We start from the raw sequence: 16,404 nt of genomic DNA on the forward strand, positions 1-16,404 counted from the left end.
GTCCCCTACCTCCGCAATCCGGTTTGTCTATTCAAAGGTTGATTTGTTCTCTTCGTACCAGGCGTTCGCCACTTCCTCCGCCTTCGCTCCGCCAAGCCGCTCCCATTCCTTGCGGATTTCTCCGAGCGCCCACTCCGCCGTATATTTCGGTCCTTGCGTCGTCGCTTTCGCCCGTATTTCGTTAAGAAACGTATCGAACGTCGAGCGGATCTCGTTAATTTCATCGAAGTTCGGCTGGAACGGAATATCGCGGCGGAATTCATGCAGCAGCGCCGTATTCAGCGCGGCTGCGCTCAGCTGGGCGACCTGCTGCGACAGCGGATCATCCGCCGCCTTCAGCGGCAGGTCCTCCGCCTTCACGCCTTCCTGGCGCAGCACCGCATACTCGGCCGCATACCGGACTTCCTTCTCAAACTTCGCGCCGTCCAGCTGCTTGGGAACGCCGTTCACCATCTCATAATGCGTGCCTTCCATGCCGTTCACCAGCGTATACCAGCCTTTGTCCATCAGCCAATCCAAATATTTGACGGCTGTCTCCGGGTCCTTCATATCCTTGCTGAACGCGATAAAGAACGACGGCGGCGCTTCCTGGTATGTGCCGTAATGGCCGTTCTTCGTAGATACCGCCTCCAGAGGAACCGGCTTTGCATCCGGCACCGTCGTCAACAAATCGCGGTTGAGCGGCTCGTTGCTCCATTGGCCGAGCAGGATGCCCGCTTTGCCCGTCGTCCATAATTGGTTGGAGCGCTGGTTCGTCGTATCCGTCAAATATTCGCGGTCGACGAGACCCAGATCGTACAGCTGCTTCTCCAGCGCGATCGCATCGCCGTACCGGTCCAGCGTCGCCCCGAACTTCATTTTGCCATCCTCCAAATACCAGTGATTGAAGCTCGCCCCGTTCAACGCCGCATAAATATCGGACTTGTTGCCGCCGACGATCGGCGTGCTGTCCGGATAATGCTCCTTGAATTTCTTCGCGACTTCAACCAGCTCCTCGACCGTCGTCGGCGCCTTCAGATCAAGCTCATCCAGCCAATCCTGCCGGATCCACATCGCATGGTTGGCTACTGCCGTGATGGCGCGTTTCGAAGCAACCGCATACATTTCTCCGTTGAAGGTCAGGTAAGGAACAAGCTCCGGATTTTCTTCCAGGTATTTTTTGTAAGAAGTGCTGTATTTCTCGATATACTCGCCGACCGGCTGAATCGCTCCTTGCGATACGAGACGGCCGATATAGTTGCGGTCATATTCCCAGATCAGATCAGGCGCCTGACCGGATGCAATCATGATGTTCAGGGTGTCCTGCGCTTTATTCCGGGGTACCGGGGCGAAGGTGACGTCGATACCCGATTGCTCGCGGATCCAGTCGACCCAGCGGTTCTCCTCATAGGTGCCTTCGTCGCTCGATACTTGGCCGCGGTCGAACATCGAGATGCTGACCTTCTTAGGCGCCGCGCTGTTGCCGTTATTGTCCTTCTGCTGATTTCCCGAAGACGGGGCATTGGCCGGCGCGCCGTTATTGCCGGAGCAAGCCGTTACGGCAAGCATGATGATCAAGACGATCAATCCAACCATTTTGCTGCCGTGAACTCTGTTTGTCTTCATTTCTTTGACCTCCTCAACATTAACCATATTATATCATTACGCCTATGAGAGCGCGTTCGATATCGGACGAAAATCGTTCTCTTTTACCCTTTGACCGAGCCGAGCAGCACGCCTTTAATAAAATGCTTCTGCAGAAACGGGTAGACGCACAGAATCGGAACGATGGCGATGACGATCGCCGCAGCACGGATACCCTCCGGGGTTATAAGGGTTTGCGTCACGCCTTCGCCGGCACGAAGCATTTCCGGACTGATCAGGTCGATCATTTGATACAGCTTCACCATCAGCGACAATTTGTCCGTGCTGCGGATGTAGATCAAGACATTCATATAGGAATTCCACCAGCCCACCGCGTAGAACAGCGTAAGGGCGGCAAGAACGGGCTTCGCCAGCGGCAAAATAATTTTCCATAAAATAAGCGCATCGCCCGCGCCGTCGATGGCGGCCGATTCCTCGAGCTCTTCCGGGAGTCCTTCGAGAAAGGACTTCATGACGAACATGTTGTAGGCGCTCATAAGTCCCGGCAGCCATAACGACCAGTAAGAATCGACAAGGCCAAGGCTGTTGACGACCAGGAAGCTTGGGATGATCCCGCCGCTGAAGAGCATCGTGAACAGAATGCCCATCAGCATCGCATTTCGCCCTTTTAACCTGGACTTGGACAGCGGATAAGAAGCCATAATCGTGAACAGCATGTTCAGAGCGGTGCCAACGACGGTGATGATGATCGTGTTTTTCATAGCGACGATCAACTGACCGTCGCGCAGCAGGTTTTTGTAAGCCTCCATATTAAACTCGACCGGCCACATAAACACTTCCGCCGCATTGATCGCCCGGCTGCTGCTGAGCGAAACCGCAATAATATTGATGAATGGAAATAAGGTCGCGTAGGCGCATGAGGCCAGCAAAATAAAGTTAAGCCATCTCAGCCACCCGGACGCGGAAGCGGCGTTAGCTCCCCGGCTTCGAAGCATGCTCATCCCCTCCTTTCTCAATCGTCACCATAAGCCTCGCTCCCCCATCGCTTTAATGATCCGATTGACCGCGATGACCAGAATCAGGGCAATTATCGATTGGAATAAACCTAATGCCGTCGTATAGCTGTACTGCAGATTCACGATGCCCCGCGTGTAGACGTACGTGCTTATGACCTCCGATACGCTCGATACGGCGTTATTCCGCAGCACGAAAACCTGCTCGAAGCCGACGTCCATCATTTTGCCGACCTGCAGAATGAGCAGAATGGCGATCGTGCTGCGGATGCCCGGCAGCGTCACATGCCAGATTTGCCGCGCTTTGCGCGCGCCGTCTATTTTGGCCGCTTCATATAAGGTAGGATCGATGGAGGCCATCGCAGCCAGATAGAGGATCGTGCCGAATCCCGCTTCCTTCCAAATGCCGGAGGCGATGAAGGAGACCGGCCACCAGAACGTATCGGCCAGAAAATAAATCGGCTCCAGGCCAAACAGCTCAAGCACGTAATTCAAAAAGCCGGTCGACGGAGACAGCAGCGCTATGACGATGCTTCCAAGCGCGACCCATGAGATAAAGTGCGGGATGTAGAGCAGATTTTGCAGCGTTCGTTTGTACCACTCCACACGCACTTCATTAAGCAGAAGAGCCAAAATAATCGGCGCCGGAAAGGCGAATACGAGATGATACACATTCAGCACCAGCGTATTGCGCAGCACCGCGTAGAAATCCGTGCTCGAGAACAGCTTGACGAAGTTATCAATGCCAACCCACGCGCTTCCCCATATGCCGTCGGCGAGACGGTAATTTTTGAAGGCGATGATTTCGCCGAACATCGGGCCGTATTTAAAGAGCAGCAAGTACGCAATGACCGGAACCAGCATCCCGTACAGGAAGCGGTTCCGCGAAAGCTCCTTCCGGAAGGAGCGGCTGCGCTTGATCTGCATTTCTTTCGTTCCCGCATTCAGCTGCCCTGCATTTGGCATTTTTATTTCCCCCTTTCGCCGGTTGAGTCGATGTATTCCGCTGTTCAAACCTATCACAGCCCGTATCGGCATCGAAATCTTCACTTCTTGTGCCGGTACTCATGTTCGGCGAAAATCAACCCGCATTTTTTGTGATGCTATTCTTTTTCCTTTAAAAAGCCGGTTTCTGCGCAAAAAAAAACGGCCGAAGCGCTCATTTGAGCGGTTCGGCCGGCGGATGTCCAAACTTGTAAAGCCGCGCAGCATCAACACATCCCGTCTTACTTTATTTTCTGACTACACCTAACTTCCGATTGGTGGGTGCGCTATTTAATGATCTTAAGTATGAATTCCCTGACAAAGAAAACAAGATGAGCCGCTCCCTCCGCAAAAAACGATTAATTGGTCATTGACAACGATAATGAGAACCGTTATCATTCAAACGTAGGAAGTACTGAGATTCGTTTTCAAAGAATGGCGGATGGCGATGTCACGGCAAGTACAAATCAGTTATCCCTAGCCTATGGCAGCCGGCATTCCCGGACGGCTGGTTTACGGCGCTTGTCGGCGTTCGGCCGTTATCCCCATCAGAAAGGCATTAGGAATTTTTCTGCGGAAGACAACCTGATGATCGAATGGCCTTGCAAGCGACTAATAAAACATTTATTTGGGGGTAGCAACAGATCATGAAAAAATTGCTAAGCATTATGGCGGTATCTTTAGTTATGGCCATTATCGCCGCAGGATGCGGGGCCGGTAACAATAACGGAGGCGGAGCGTCAAGCAGCTCGAGTCCTTCGGTCAATCCTTCCGCCAGCCCATCTACGGAAGCCAGCACGATCGTCATTGAGCATGCCAAAGGCAAAACGACATTAGACAAGCCGGCGCAGCGCGTCGTCGTGCTCGAATGGATATTCACCGAGGATCTGCTCGCTCTGGGTTTGCAGCCGATCGGGAACGCAGACAACAAGGAGTTCACCAAATGGGTGACTTCCGAAGTTCCGCTGGCTGGCGACGTAACCGACGTAGGAATGCGCTGGGAGCCGAGCATGGAGACGATCGCTTCATTGAAACCGGATCTCATCATTTCCAACACCGACAACAACGCGGCTATCTACGATCAACTGAATGACATTGCGCCGACCATCGAATTCGATCCGTATCCGGATGGCGTTGACCAATACACGCGTACCATCGATATCTTTAAGACCATTGCGACCGCAGTAGGCAAGGAAGCCGAAGCTGACCAATACCTGATCGACCTGGATCAATACTTTGCGGATGCCAAAGCCAAGCTGGCCGCAGCGGGCAAAGAAAATTTCAAGTACGTCTTAACCCAGGCGTTTACCTCGCAGAACAATGCGGCATTAAGATTGTTCACGGATTCGTCCGTCGTTTCCCAGACGCTGGCCCGTATCGGTCTTGTAAATGAATGGAAATCAGACAAGTTCATGAAATACGGCTTTACAGACTCGACCGTCGAGGCTCTTCCCGCGGTAACGGACACAAACTTCCTCTATATCGTGCAAAAGGATGACGACGTCTTCGCCAACGCGCTGAAGGACAATTCGGTTTGGAAAGGTCTCAACTTCGTCAAAGAGAACCGTACTTATGCTATCGACGGAAGCACCTGGACGTTCGGTGGTCCGACCTCTTCGAAAGTTCTCGTGGATCGCGTCGTTGAAGTTTTGACCAAATGAATACGGCCATAGATACGCATAAGTCATTTTCAAGTACGGCCGGCAGCAAAAGTATAATTGCGATATTCGGGGGCGGCGTTGTCGCCCTCGTTATTCTCATGTTCGCGAGTTTATGTTTTGGAGAAGCGAATGTTTCCGTAACCACGGTCATTGCCGCTTTGCGGAACCGCCAGGACTTGATGGATCACAATCTGGTATGGGATATCCGGATGCCCCGCATGATGCTGGGCCTTCTTACCGGTGCCGGGCTGGCCATTGCCGGAGCGCTGCTCCAGACGATTACCAAGAACCCGCTGGCCGCCACGGATACGCTCGGCATTAACGCAGGCGCGTATTTCATGGTGGTGCTGGGCACGATTTTCTTTCCTGCCGCGCTTCATCAGTCGCCTTTCCTCATCGCTGTTCTGGGAGGAGCGGCTGCCGCTATGGTAGCCTATATTTTGGCAGGCGGCAAAGCGTCAAGTCCCATCCGGCTGGCGCTGTCGGGAATGATCGTGTCGCTCGTACTCGCCTCCTTCACGAACGCGCTGCATATTTTCTACGCTTATGAATCTCAATCTCTATTCTTATGGGGCGCAGGCTCGCTTAACCAGCTGGATTGGAGCGGGGTGCAGTATGCTTGGCCTTGGACTATGGGAGCGGTCGTTCTGGCTTTCCTGCTTGGCAAACAGTTCGACGTACTGGATCTTGACGAAGCGACGGCCAGGTCGCTCGGGCAGAAGGTCGATCTTACCCGGTTTCTCGGTTTGGCGCTTTCCGTGCTTATGGCGGCCGTCGTCGTCAGCGTCGCCGGTCCGATCGGATTCGTGGGTCTGGTCGCTCCCCACCTTGTCCGCCTAAGCGGATTGCGCTCGCATCGCTCACTTATTCCGGCCACCGCGTTGTGGGGTGCCGTCCTCATTACCGGTGCAGATGTTCTTGCCCGCATGGTGCGGAGCGGAATGGGGGAGGTGCCCGTCGGCGCGGTCATGGCCGTCATCGGTGCGCCGTGGTTAATCTGGCTGGTCCTGCGGAAAATGAAGGCGATATCCGGCTCGGCGGGCAGCGTCACCATGAGCGTCGCGGGCCGACCGATGAAGATCCGTTATACACGGCTGGCCGTCATTTTATTCGTACTCGTTATAGCGCTTATTCTGGCAAGCATGACGATGGGGGCGACGCAAGTGCCGATCAGGCAGCTATGGGCGAGTCTTATCGGCTCTGACAACGCTGCGGGCTATTCGGTACTTCTCAACTTGCGGCTGCCGCGGACGTTGGTATCGGCCGGTGCAGGTATCGCCCTGGCGGTCAGCGGCGTGCTCATCCAAAGTGCGGTCCGCAATCCGCTCGCCGACGCCTCGATAATCGGCATCACCTCGGGTGCGGGCTTCGGAGCGCTCGCGGTGCTGATCGCCTGGCCGCAGCTGCCGATCTCGTTGTTGCCCATCGCCGCAATCATCGGCGCCGTGGGATCCGCCGCGATCGTATTCGCTTTCGCTTGGCGCAAGGCGCTTAATCCATCCGTTCTGATCCTGCTCGGCATCGCGGTATCGGCAATCGGGGCGGCTGGCATCCAGGTGCTGATCGTGCGCGGCTCGCTCTTCGGAAGCACGGGCTTCATCTGGCTGACCGGCACGACTTACGGACGCAACTGGGATCAGGTGAATACCATCGCGATATTTTTGCTCGCGCTGCTTCCGCTCGCCTGGTATCTGGGGCGGCGGTTCGACCTGCTCGCCTTCGGAGACGACACATCCACCGGCTTCGGCTTGCCGGTTCGCGGCACGAGATTGGCCGCCATGGCGGTCGGCGTGCTCCTGGCGGCGGGCGCCGTCGCTTGCGTCGGCACGATCGGCTTCCTGGGCTTAATGGCGCCGCACGCTGTCCGTGTCCTGATCGGGCATAACACGAGGCATTCGATCGTGCTGTCCAGCCTGCTGGGAGCGCTGCTCCTCGTGCTCGCGGATACGGTGGGCCGGACCGTGATGGCTCCCGCGGAAATCCCGTCCGGAATATTGATCACGCTGCTGGGAGCGCCTTACTTTCTGTTTCTCATGTTCCGGACTTTTGCGCAAAGAGCGTGACAGCTGTCTGTGACCTGCGGCAATGATAAACTCAAGTGTTTAAGAAAAACCGTCAGGGATAGGTTCGCTCCCTGACGGTTCTATACTTCTGCACGTATCCTGCGTCTATTCTGCAGCTAAGTTACGGACGCCCTCAATTCTGTGCGCATGACCGTGTATCAGAAAATGGAACAGTGCCTTGATTCGACGTTACTTGAAACACTTCTTCCTCCGGCAAACGGCTCCACAGTCTAAAAAAGGCCATCCAATGAATGACCTCTAATGAATGACCTCCAATGAATGACCCGCTTTAATTATCCTGCCGGCCGCCTAGCAGCCCTTCTTTCGTCCGCTCCTCGCATTCCGACCAGTCCGCATTCATTTCGTCCGTTCCAGCGCCGCCAGTCCTAACGCGAGCGAGCCGCATAAGCCGGCATTGTCGCCAAGACCCGGCGAAACGATATATTCGTCGATGCCGGTCAGGAGCGGCGCCGCGCTGACGTAGCCGTTCAGATTCCGGCTGACCTCCGCCCGAATCATCGGCAGCAGCTGCGGCTGATGCATAACGCCTCCGCCTAGAATAACCCGCTTCGGAGAGAGCAGGAGAATGGCCGATGTCACAGCTTGTCCGAGGTAATAAGCCTCCATCGCCCATGCCGGATGATCCGCTCCCAGCTCGCTGCCCTTCACGCCCCAGCGCTTCTCGATAGCGGGACCTGCCGCCATGCCTTCCAGACAATCGCCGTGGTACGGGCAATTGCCTTCGAAGCGGTCCTCCGGATGGCGCCTGGGCAGAATATGCCCGCCTTCCGGGTGCACCAAGCCGTGTACGAGCTTGCCCTCGGAATAAACGCCGACTCCGATCCCCGTTCCAACCGTAAAATAAATGCAGCTGTCCAGCCCCCGGGCAGCGCCCCAGACGGCTTCGCCGTAGGCGGCCGCATTCACGTCCGTATCCCAGCCGAAAGGAACATCAAATTCCCGCTTGAGCGTATCGAGAAATGGAAAGCCCGACCAGCCCGGCTTCGGCGTCGTCGTTACGCAGCCGTACGTATCGCTTGCAGGATCGATATCGATCGGACCAAACGTTCCGATCCCGATCGCCTCTGCTTCCTTATCCTTGAAATAAGCGATCACCTGCTCCATCACCTTCTCCGGCTGCTCCGTAGGAAAGCTGATCCGGTTCTCGATGACCCCGTTCTCATTGCCGATCCCGCATACAAATTTCGTTCCGCCCGCTTCGATTGCTCCAATTCGCATCCTCAATTTCCCCTCTTCCTTCAAATCGCTCAAATGGCTGCCCCGTCGGGGCAGCCTGGCACAGCTTCCAATACTATAAGTATATCGACTTCATTGCCCAGATGTCCAATGACCGGATTTTCGCTTTCCCGCTGCCCTGCAGGCGTAAGCCAAGCGAATCCGTACGGCTCGGATAAACCCTTGTCGTTAAGCTTTTCAGACCGTTCGCATAAACCTCGATCATGGAACGGTCCATATAGATGTGCAGCCGGAGCGCCTCTCCCGCTAGGTCAAGTCTACCCGACTGAACGCCGCGCGTGCGCTCTTCCATAGACAGAGTCGCTTTCTCCCGGTCTACGCCAAGCTCGGAGCTCCGGCGATCATAGTAGATAAGCGTTTCTTCGTCCCGTGACGGAGACTGCCTTACCCAAATGCCTTGACGGTCCGCCGGGTCCTCCTCCTCTTCGAATTCGACCTGAATCTCCAGCATGTCGCCCTGCACGAGGGCAAGTTCAAGGTTGGCTTCCAAGGCCGTCATGTCCCGGAGCGAGCATAGCCGTTCGCCCCGCAGCGACTCCAGCTCCTCAATCGGTTCTACACCGAGCCGCCCGTCATTTCTCAGGAACACGCTGACCGGCAGCCCGGCATTATGCGCCCAGCCGGAGTCGTAATCGAGCTGCGGCGTCCGCTCCCCCTGCGCGATCGTAAAAATAATATTGCGTCCGGTTCGCGGGTCGACCATTCCGCTCGGCCCCGTAAAATGAAAATCCCCTACGTCAATGAGCTGAGGCTCCTCATGATCGGGATCGAACCGGACTTCAACCCGGTCGAACTCCCCGATCCAGTAGAACACTTCGACATCGGCGTCCGGTCCGAGCGGGCTGATCAGGAACACATGCTTCTCGCGTCCCGATGCGTCCTTCCCGAGCGGCAGCAGCACGGGCAGCTCCCACATATTGCCGAGAAACGGGAATTGCTGCGGATCGCTCACGCAGAACGGACCGTGATACGTCCAATCGGTCATATTGGCGGACGTATATGCGAGGGCCGTGCCGCCGTACCCGTCCGTGCCCGAGCCGATCAGCAAATACCACAGCTCGCCTTCCTTCCATACGAACGGATCGCGGAAGTCTCCGAACAGGCCCTGCCCCCTCTCCTGCACGATCAATGGTACAGGATGCTTAACCCAGTCCGTCAGGTCGCCGTCTCCGTCCTGCAGGAAGAGGCTGCGCGCCATTCCGACCCGCTGGTTCGGCGCTGCGCTGTCGTCTCCAGCCGTGAAGAACAGGGCAGGTACGCCCGTCTCATCATAGGCTGCGCTGCCCGACCATACGCCGTCCGGGTCGACAGCTCCCTTCTCGGGCGCAAGCGCGATCGGCAGGTCCCGCCAGTGCACCATATCCTCGCTGACCCAGTGCCCCCAATGAATTTGTGCCCAGTACGGCCCCTGCGGATTGTGCTGATAGAACAAATGATACTTTCCATTAAAATAAATCGGGGCATGCGGCTCGTTCATCCAATGAACAGGCGGGCTCGCATGATATTGCGGCCGATGCCGGTCCTGCAGCAGCGGCGTCCGGTCCAGCCGAATATCGGCCGGCGAAATCGCCGGCGCGCTGCCGCCGTGCAAGAGCAGCGCTTCCTGATAAGAAGCGGCGATCTCGACGGCGGACAAAGCGCGGCTGTAGATACGCACATCGTCCATCAGACCGTCGAACATATTGTGCCGGAACGCCTCGGCCAGCACCGTGGCCTGATTATTTTTCCCGATCAGCAGATCCGCACCGCTTGGGGTCATTCCCGTATCCAACGGCGTCGTCTGCTCGGCGACTTGCTCCCCGTTCAAGAAAAGCTTCATCATCGCGTCGTCCCTGCTGAAGGTGGCCGCGATATGCGACCACTTTCCCTTCTCAAGCGGACGGTGACGGCACCATAGCTCTTGCCAGCTTCCGCCAAGGCCCAGCTGAAGCGACCATGAGCCGTGCCTGTACATACCGAGCACATAACCCTCCGCCGCTTCCCGGTCATGTTGATTCACGATCGCGGATAGACGCTTCTCCGCTCCCCATTCATACGAGCGCGGCGCAACCCAGGCGGATAGCGTGAACGCATCGTTCAGCATGGGAGCGCCGGCGGCCTTCCGGGTAATCCAAGTCGAATACCCGTCGAACAGAAGAGCCCCTCCGCAAACGCCCGGACGCCACTGCGGGTCAGCCGGGTCGGTAAATCTAGCCTGAAGCAGCGCATAGGAAACGATATCCTTCATTCCGCTTACCGTGTCCGCCGCGGTGGCGCCCCGCCCCTCATCCAATGGCCAATGGGCGGCAAGTCCGCTGCCATCCTGCAGATTCCAAACTCTATTATCCATAATAACCGTCCTCCCGCTTCGGGCATCCTTATTTGATTGCCGCCTCAGCCGCTGTGAGCGCATGAATCGATCTTAGAGGATACAGCCGCAGCGACCGCAGCAGCACCTCTCCTCCGGCAGCGTACAGCTCGATACCATCCGCCGTCTCCAGCGGGAACAGCTGGTCGGTCATAACCACGCCTCCGTCATCTGCGAACACCTCCACAGAGGACCGGTCGAGCCACAGCTGAAGCTTGATTCTGCCGTCTTTGGCCGGCAGAGGCGCCGTATGCCTGCAGCCGAATTCGGCATGGAAATCCATGATGCCCGAATCCGAGCGGTCGATGAACAGCTCGCCGGAAGCGGCGTCGTAACCGATTACCGTCTCCTTGCCGCCGGCCTTCACCTTAAAGCCGAATTCGGATGCCGTATCCAGCTCGAACTCCGCCTCCAGCTCCAGCAGCCCTCCCTGATGCCCGCCAAGCAGGCTGCAATCCGGGCCTATGCGCTCATCTTGCCATTCGCTGCCCGGCAGACGAAGCTGCCGAAGACTCTCAACCGCTTCTTGAACGAGGCGAACGCCCTCAGGCCCCTGTCTCAGCTTCAGCTTGCGCGTAAGCGTCATCGCTCCCCGCCAGCCGTCCGTCGGGATCAGATTCGCGTACTTCCAGTTGTTCATCCAGCCGATGAACAGACGCCCGGATTCCATATCCGGCGCATCGGACCATGTCACGCCCGCATAATTATCCCGGCCATAGTCAAGCCATAGCACGGTTTCCTTTGGATTGTCGTTCGTGAACGCAAGGCCGTCAAATTCGCCGATGAAGTATTGCGTTCTGGAGCCTTCCGGACATGCCGGGTCATCGCCGATGCTCACGATCATCACCCATTTCAAAGCCCCGTCGCCGCCATCGACAGGCAGCTCGAACAGATCCGGGCATTCCCATACTCCGTCATGCGACCCATCCAACGCTCCGAACTCGCTGGCGAATGTCCAGGCCTTCAAATCGGCCGAGTAATAGAGCAGCAGCCGGTCTCTTGCCGCCAGCACCATGATCCAGCGTTTCGTTTCTTCATGCCAGAATACCTTCGGATCGCGAAAATCCGGAAAACGCTCGTCCGCCAGGACGGGATTGCCTGCAAAAGGAATCCAGGTCCGCCCGTTATCTTTGCTGTAGGCAATACTCTGCCGTTGAATAGACAAGTCCGAGTCCGGTATCATCTCGGTTTGCGTATAGATGGCGACAAGCCCTGCTTTTCCTTCGAAAAAACCGCTCGTGTCGTTCCAATCGACTACGGCGCTGCCCGAAAAAATCGTTCCGTTATGATCGGGATACAAGGCGATCGGAAGATGCTCCCAGTGCACGAGGTCCTTGCTGACCGCATGGCCCCAATGCATCGGCCCCCATACGGCGCTATCCGGATGATGCTGGTAGAACAAATGGTATTCCCCGTCATAATACACCATCCCGTTCGGATCGTTCAGCCAGTTGGCTGCGGGAGTAAAATGAAACTGCGGCCGCAGCGGATGGTCAAAGTTAAGCGTCATCGATTTCTCTCTCCTCTTATCTGTAGAAAAATGGATTATTTCGGCCGGATGAGGCCGTCAACCGAAGACTTCATCCGGTCCGTCTTTGCGAAATATTTATTTTTGCGCTTCCTTATAACGGTTCAGTGCGGTTTGATAGAGCTCCATCAGCTTGCTGAGTCCCATATCCTCCACGGTCTTTACATAGCTGTCCCACGCTTTATCGTTCATGCCGTCTACGATGAATTTCGCGCGCTGCGTATTCACGTATTTGATCAGCTCAGGCTCGATTTGGTTGATCGTATCCAGTTCTTCCGGCAGGAAGAAAATCGTCGGATAGTTCTCTTTTTCCATGAACGGCTCATAATACTTCTCCAAGTCCTTCTTCCGCTGCTGGGCCCGCGGTTCCATGTCCACGATCGTTTTGAAATGCTCGCTCGTAATGACACCCGCGCCGTTCGGGGCGACCTTCTGGCGGAATTCGCCCATCGATACGCCTTCCTCAAGCGGCAGATTCACCAGCTTGCCGTTCTCGTCTTTCTCATAAATGACGCCGATCGGACCCCAGTGGATTTGCGCAGCCATATAGGGCTCATATTGCTGGTCGATCCAACGCATCGTTGCTTCAGGATGCTCATTTTCTTTCGTAATGACGAATGCGTTTCTTCCAGGGCCGCCGCCATTGCCCCGCCCGATGGTCTTCTTGCCCGTCGGTCCGGCAAGCGGCGGAACAAGGGCATAATTGGCAGCCTGCGCCGCACCGACAACCTCCTCGATTTCCCACCAAACGTAGGAGCCGAGCGTCGGATCGGCCGTTTTTCCTTTAGCCAGATATTGAGGCGCGTCCTGCGTGAACGATTCGGGATCGATCAAGCCCTGCTTATACCATTTCTCATTAAAATAGTTCAGCGCTTCCTTGTATTCCGGCTGCGTAGCCGTGAAGATCACCTTGCCGTCGCGGACGATCCGGTGTTCCAGATTATCCGGCAGGCCAAAGGCGCCGAACAATCCCGCGATATCCATACACCACTGCATATGCATGAAGCTTAACGGAATTTCGTCAGCTTTGCCGTTTCCGTTCGGGTCCTGCGTTTTGAAAGCGACAAGCACTTCCGTATATTCGTCCAGCGTCTCCGGAATTTTCAGCCCCAGCTTATCGAGCCATTGCCTGTTGATGACATGGAAGAACGGGTTCGTGCCGAGCTCGTTCTCCTCCCAGGTCGGCAAGCCGTAAATATGGCCGTCGGGAGCGGTGATCGCCGCTTTGATATCAGGTCTTTCCTCCAGCAGCTTCATCAAATTCGGAGCGTATTGCTCGATCAATTCCTCAAGAGGGATGATGGTGCCGTCTTCGCCGTACGTAATCAATTCATAATCGGAAAATTGCGAGGCATAGAAGGCGTCCGGCAGATCGCCGCTGGCAAGCAGCAGATTTTTTTTCTCGGCGTAGTCCGTATCCGGAATGTTGTTCCACTCGATATGAACGTTTGTATCCGCCTCAAGACGCTTGAAAATTTCCATTTCGTTATATTCGGGTGCAAGAGCGGCTTTCGGAGAAACGATCGACAGCGTCAGCTTCTCATTGACGATCGGCAGGCCGTCCTTGTTGAAGCCCGTCTCTTCGGCCGGGGCGTTCGTTCCGCCGTTTGCGCCGTCTTTGTTCTTACCTTCATTGCCGTTGCCGCCCGTACAGGCGGATAACATCATGCTCGCCGTCAGTAATAAGCTGACTGCAATAGACCCTGTCTTTTTCATTCGTGGTGATCCTCCCTTAGCAAATTCTATATATTGATCTATCATCAACCGGGTTCGGTCCGCGGTAGTTCGAAGCCCGGAGATAATCAAACGGGATGCGGCTCTTGCCGCGGCTAGCCTTTAATGGAGCCGATCATGACTCCTTTGACGAAATAACGCTGCAGGAACGGATACAAGATAAGCAGCGGCAGACTTGCGATAATAATGACGCCGTATTTGATCAGCTCCGTCACCCGAAGCTTGGCGGCATACGATTCGACGTCGATCATCATGCTCGAGTTGACCTGGTTTTGAACCAGAATATTTCGCAGGACAAGCTGCAGCGGATATTTCGATTCCTCGTTCAAGTAAATCATGGCATCGAAAAATCCGTTCCAGAAGCCGACGACGTGGTAGAGCACCATCACCGCGATAATCGGTTTGGACAGCGGCAGCACCATGCCGAGAAAAAACCTAGTGTTCGAGCAGCCGTCGATAGAAGCGGCCTCGCGCATTTCATCGGGAATCGTGCTTTGAAAGAAGGTGCGCACGATGATGATGTTGAAGACGCCAGCCGCTCCCGGTACGACCAATGCCCAAATCGTATTGATCATGTTCAGATCCTTGATCAACAGGTAAGTCGGGATAAGCCCCCCGCCGAAAAACATCGTGAATACGAAGAACCACATAATCGCTCCCCGTCCGATAAAATCCCTCCGCGCCAGCGGATAGGCGGCCATTAACGTGATGGTCACGCTGATCGCAGTGCCGACGATGGCGTAGATCAGCGAGTTGCCGTACCCGGTCCAAATCGTCGCGTCTGCGAATATCCGTGCATAGCCGTCGAGCGTCAGCCCCTTCGGCAGCAGCCAAATGTCTCCCGAATAGATCAGATTCGGATCGCTGAAGGAAGCGATCAGCACGAAATACAGCGGATACAAGATGAGCAGCATCCCGATCGTCAGCAGCGTATAGTTGATGATGTCGAAGACGACATCGCCTTTTGTTTTGCGTGCAAGCAGCGCGTTCATTGCTTCCTCCCCCTTACCACAAGCTGGTTTCCGTCAGCCGCTTGGCTATCCGGTTCACCGTTACTAGAAGCACCACGTTGATGAAGGCGTTGAATAAGCCGATCGCTGCGGAAAAGCTGTACTGAGCCTTTTGAATGCCGAGCTCGTATACATATGTCGGGATAATGTTTGAGGCGGCGTAATTCAGGTCGGTCTGCATCAGATAAGCCTTCTCGAAGCCGACGCTCATCACGTTGCCCAGCGCCAGCACCATCAGAATAATAATCGTAGGCATAATGCTCGGCACATCGACATGCTTTACGCGTTTCCATTTGCTCGCGCCGTCCATGACGGCCGCTTCGTGCAGTTCGGGATTGACGCCGGCCAGCGCAGCCAGATAGATGATCGTCGCAAACCCTGTCTCCTGCCAAATGCCGGAGAGCACATACAGCGGACGGAACCAGCCTTCGCTTGCCATGAACAGCACCGGCTCGCCGCCGAAAAACGCGATGATATGATTCACGATGCCGCTGTTCGGCGACAGGAACACGCCCAGCATCCCGACGAGTACGACCGTTGAAATAAAATGCGGCGCGTAGATGACCGTCTGGACGAACTTCTTGTACCTCTTCGCCAGCATCTGATTCAACATCAGCGCCACTATAATCGGTACCGGAAAACCGAACACGAGCGAGTACAAGCTAAGCAAAATCGTATTTTCCATAATCGGCCAAAAGTTATACGCTTCGAAAAACCTTATAAAATGCTCGAAGCCGACCCACTCGCTGCCCCATATGCCTTTGCTTGCCCGGAAGTCCTTAAAGGCAATCTGCACCCCGTACATCGGGTAATACTTAAACACCGCGTAGATCAGCACCGCCGGAAGCAGAAACAGGTACAGCTCGTAGTTTTGTTTAATCTTTACCCAGGTCCTGCTGCCGCTTGCCACCCTGCTCCCCTTCTCTCTTTGAAGAACCCCCGGCTCTGCCATACTCATCTCCCATTCCACCTTCCACTTTCGCGCAATCGTTTACGTGAAACTCATGTCTTGCTTTGGTATAAGCCCCTTCTTACGTTTTTTTTCTCAGAAAAACGTTTACGTAATCGTTTGTCTTGATTATAAGCGCTTTCATCTTCAGCCGTCAAGCTTATTTTTCAGGAACCGGACTATCCAGGCATTCGGCACTTTTTGGACCGTCCGGACGGTCTTATGTGTCCGTTCGACTCTGCGAATGCTGCATTGGCAATATTTTGGCACTCAT

General features: G+C 55.4%; 11 protein-coding genes. 2 read left to right on the forward strand and 9 right to left on the reverse strand.

Translation table 11 applies throughout. From position 1 onward, the window contains the following. Window positions 1-27: 27 nt before the first annotated feature. The 3 genes from H581_RS35795 to H581_RS0129695 form a co-directional block, all read right to left on the reverse strand. Entirely contained in the window at window positions 28-1,605 is a 1,578-nt protein-coding gene (locus H581_RS35795) for an extracellular solute-binding protein (protein ID WP_036720504.1), read from the reverse strand. A gap of 83 nt (window positions 1,606-1,688) precedes the next feature. Continuing rightward, complete coding sequence (locus H581_RS0129690; protein ID WP_051251457.1) at window positions 1,689-2,579, reverse strand: carbohydrate ABC transporter permease; 891 nt, start codon at window positions 2,577-2,579, stop codon at window positions 1,689-1,691. A gap of 24 nt (window positions 2,580-2,603) precedes the next feature. Beyond that, window positions 2,604-3,563, reverse strand: a complete 960-nt coding sequence (locus tag H581_RS0129695) for an ABC transporter permease (protein ID WP_245600193.1) — start codon at window positions 3,561-3,563, stop codon at window positions 2,604-2,606. Window positions 3,564-4,228: 665 nt separating this feature from the next. On the opposite strand from H581_RS0129695, the gene H581_RS0129700 reads away from it, so the two are divergent. Both H581_RS0129700 and H581_RS0129705 read left to right on the forward strand, forming a co-directional pair. After that, on the forward strand, window positions 4,229-5,242 hold the full coding sequence (locus tag H581_RS0129700) for an ABC transporter substrate-binding protein (RefSeq protein WP_029192432.1): 1,014 nt from the start codon (window positions 4,229-4,231) through the stop codon (window positions 5,240-5,242). Continuing rightward, window positions 5,239-7,305: an iron ABC transporter permease gene (locus H581_RS0129705; RefSeq protein WP_029192433.1), complete on the forward strand. Its 2,067-nt coding sequence runs from the start codon at window positions 5,239-5,241 to the stop codon at window positions 7,303-7,305. Before H581_RS0129700 ends, H581_RS0129705 begins: the two co-directional genes overlap by 4 nt. Before the next feature lie 357 nt (window positions 7,306-7,662). Here H581_RS0129705 and H581_RS0129710 read toward each other — a convergent pair whose 3' ends face one another. From H581_RS0129710 to H581_RS0129735, 6 genes are all read right to left on the reverse strand, one after another. Then, window positions 7,663-8,544: an ROK family protein gene (locus H581_RS0129710; RefSeq protein WP_029192434.1), complete on the reverse strand. Its 882-nt coding sequence runs from the start codon at window positions 8,542-8,544 to the stop codon at window positions 7,663-7,665. A gap of 73 nt (window positions 8,545-8,617) precedes the next feature. Further along, the gene (locus H581_RS0129715) at window positions 8,618-10,891 is read right to left on the reverse strand and encodes a GH32 C-terminal domain-containing protein (protein ID WP_051251458.1); all 2,274 of its coding nucleotides are present in this window, start codon (window positions 10,889-10,891) and stop codon (window positions 8,618-8,620) included. Between the two features lie 28 nt (window positions 10,892-10,919). Beyond that, window positions 10,920-12,419 (reverse strand): glycoside hydrolase family 32 protein, encoded by a 1,500-nt coding sequence (locus tag H581_RS0129720; RefSeq protein ID WP_029192436.1) that lies wholly within the window; start codon window positions 12,417-12,419, stop codon window positions 10,920-10,922. Between the two features lie 96 nt (window positions 12,420-12,515). After that, window positions 12,516-14,153 (reverse strand): ABC transporter substrate-binding protein, encoded by a 1,638-nt coding sequence (locus H581_RS0129725; RefSeq protein WP_029192437.1) that lies wholly within the window; start codon window positions 14,151-14,153, stop codon window positions 12,516-12,518. A 113-nt stretch (window positions 14,154-14,266) separates the two neighbouring features. Continuing rightward, window positions 14,267-15,163: a carbohydrate ABC transporter permease gene (locus H581_RS0129730; protein ID WP_029192438.1), complete on the reverse strand. Its 897-nt coding sequence runs from the start codon at window positions 15,161-15,163 to the stop codon at window positions 14,267-14,269. Between the two features lie 13 nt (window positions 15,164-15,176). Continuing rightward, window positions 15,177-16,133 carry an ABC transporter permease gene (locus H581_RS0129735; protein WP_051251481.1) on the reverse strand — a complete coding sequence of 319 codons (957 nt, stop codon included), beginning with the start codon at window positions 16,131-16,133 and terminating at the stop codon, window positions 15,177-15,179. Window positions 16,134-16,404: the final 271 nt, after the last annotated feature.

Origin of the sequence: Paenibacillus harenae DSM 16969, from assembly GCF_000422465.1 — a bacterium.
GTDB classification, from domain to species: Bacteria; Bacillota; Bacilli; order Paenibacillales; family Paenibacillaceae; genus Pristimantibacillus; species Pristimantibacillus harenae.

Bases quoted from the DNA above. Each gene is read 5' to 3' on its own strand.
- H581_RS0129705 (WP_029192433.1), top strand. From the start codon at position 5,239: ATGAATACGGCCATAGATACGCATAAGTCATTTTCAAGTACGGCCGGC.
- H581_RS35795 (WP_036720504.1), bottom strand. From the start codon at position 1,605: ATGAAGACAAACAGAGTTCACGGCAGCAAAATGGTTGGATTGATCGTC.
- H581_RS0129735 (WP_051251481.1), bottom strand. From the start codon at position 16,133: ATGGCAGAGCCGGGGGTTCTTCAAAGAGAGAAGGGGAGCAGGGTGGCA.
- H581_RS0129695 (WP_245600193.1), bottom strand. From the start codon at position 3,563: ATGCCAAATGCAGGGCAGCTGAATGCGGGAACGAAAGAAATGCAGATC.
- H581_RS0129710 (WP_029192434.1), bottom strand. From the start codon at position 8,544: ATGCGAATTGGAGCAATCGAAGCGGGCGGAACGAAATTTGTATGCGGG.
- H581_RS0129730 (WP_029192438.1), bottom strand. From the start codon at position 15,163: ATGAACGCGCTGCTTGCACGCAAAACAAAAGGCGATGTCGTCTTCGAC.
- H581_RS0129725 (WP_029192437.1), bottom strand. From the start codon at position 14,153: ATGAAAAAGACAGGGTCTATTGCAGTCAGCTTATTACTGACGGCGAGC.
- H581_RS0129720 (WP_029192436.1), bottom strand. From the start codon at position 12,419: ATGACGCTTAACTTTGACCATCCGCTGCGGCCGCAGTTTCATTTTACT.
- H581_RS0129690 (WP_051251457.1), bottom strand. From the start codon at position 2,579: ATGCTTCGAAGCCGGGGAGCTAACGCCGCTTCCGCGTCCGGGTGGCTG.
- H581_RS0129715 (WP_051251458.1), bottom strand. From the start codon at position 10,891: ATGGATAATAGAGTTTGGAATCTGCAGGATGGCAGCGGACTTGCCGCC.
- H581_RS0129700 (WP_029192432.1), top strand. From the start codon at position 4,229: ATGAAAAAATTGCTAAGCATTATGGCGGTATCTTTAGTTATGGCCATT.